The organism is Oleiphilus sp. HI0043, assembly GCF_001634935.1.
Genome location: NZ_LWEY01001376.1, coordinates 1 through 1350 on the forward strand (window position 1 = coordinate 1; position 1350 = coordinate 1350).

3 protein-coding genes are annotated in these 1350 nt (G+C 47.2%); all 3 read right to left on the reverse strand.

The genetic code is table 11. From position 1 onward, the window contains the following. The coding region (locus A3729_RS31765) for a prepilin-type N-terminal cleavage/methylation domain-containing protein (protein ID WP_197475919.1) at nt 1-335 on the reverse strand (335 nt) is incomplete at its 3' end. After that, a complete protein-coding gene (locus tag A3729_RS18695; protein WP_068740403.1) occupies nt 332-877 on the reverse strand; it encodes a type II secretion system protein in 546 nt (181 codons plus the stop codon). The genes A3729_RS31765 and A3729_RS18695, both read right to left, overlap by 4 nt. Nucleotides 878-938: 61 nt before the next feature. Then, nucleotides 939-1350: hypothetical protein (locus A3729_RS18700; protein ID WP_068634177.1), on the reverse strand; the 412-nt coding region annotated here is incomplete at its 5' end.

Consider the following 1350-nt stretch of genomic DNA (forward strand, 5'->3'; position numbering starts at 1 on the left):
ACATCGTTATAGACAGAGCGAGTTTCCAGGACGTCTCCGGGTGAATCGGGACCCAGATCTGCTGCTGTACAACCTGGGCTCGCGACCATCGGCACACCACCCACGGGCGTAGCGTGGTCATAATTCTTTGATAATATTTCGTCAAAATATAACTGTGTCAGCTTTAAGGTCTTATTCCTCCAAAGGGGGTCAGCACTATGTTTCATGGTAAAACTGAAAGAGTTCAGCACTGCAACCATAGCAATCGATAGAATCACAATAGAAATGACGAGTTCAACCAAGGTGACGCCTTGCTGTCGGCTTAAACTTCTTGAACGAGTAACATTAGCTCTCACGGGCATGCCCCCGACGATTCGTAAACAAAACCCGAGGAGGAGAAGCAAATACGATGGGTTTTCGTACCAACGATCGTAACATTGTGATTTGCGGCATCGTCCATACTTGCTGTTTGATCCCACGCCAAACTAACAGTAGCCCCCAACGCCAGCGCAAGGCCATCTATTGAAATTGTGGGCAAAGGTGTTTCCAGTTGATAAGTCTGAACGCTTTGCTGATGCTTCAGTAGGGTAAAATGCAGGTCGCCGCCAGCGGTACGAATAAACTGTATTTCCGCTGGATCTCCCGACGGTATAGGTGCCGCACCCGCTATTTGCACCTCTTGAGCACTGACACCCAAGGCTAACTGTTGCGCGAGTAAACCAAGAGAAAGAAGCCTTTCCTTGGCTAAGTAGTCTGCATAGGAGTCTTTTGAAGAGAACAGGCTATTGGCACCGACACTTAGAACACCGATGAGCACGATGACCATCACCAGCTCAATCAAGGTAAAACCATGCTGGTTAGTCTGTTTTGAATAGTTTGCTATGATCTTGTTCGACAAAAATCTTGCCTTTAAAAAACGAAAAAAAGCGCCCACCGGCGCTTTTTCACACAACTACTAATCAATCACAATTCGTAACATCAATTGAAATAGTTGGGCTATTATTTGCTGCAGCAGCTGTATAGGTAATACGGCAAGTTGCTGCATTAGCTGGTGTTACACCTGAAGCTGTCACTGTAACCGTCGAAGTTGCTAAACCGCCTGGAGTACCACCCAAATCGAAATCAGCAGCAGTAATCTGAGCAGCATCAAGAATACCTTCAGATCCAGCAGTTTGTGCTTCAGGATAGCCGTTCAACATCTGAATAACCTGACCTTCCATTGTAATTTCAGTCAAGGAGTTATCGCCCTGAGCCAAATAGTCTGCGTGAGCTATGGATGACGCAGACCTCATCGCGCCATAAGCACCTTGAAGTGCTGCAGCACGCGCTTCACCACCTAAGTCTGCAAAACGAGGCAATGCAAAGGCTGCC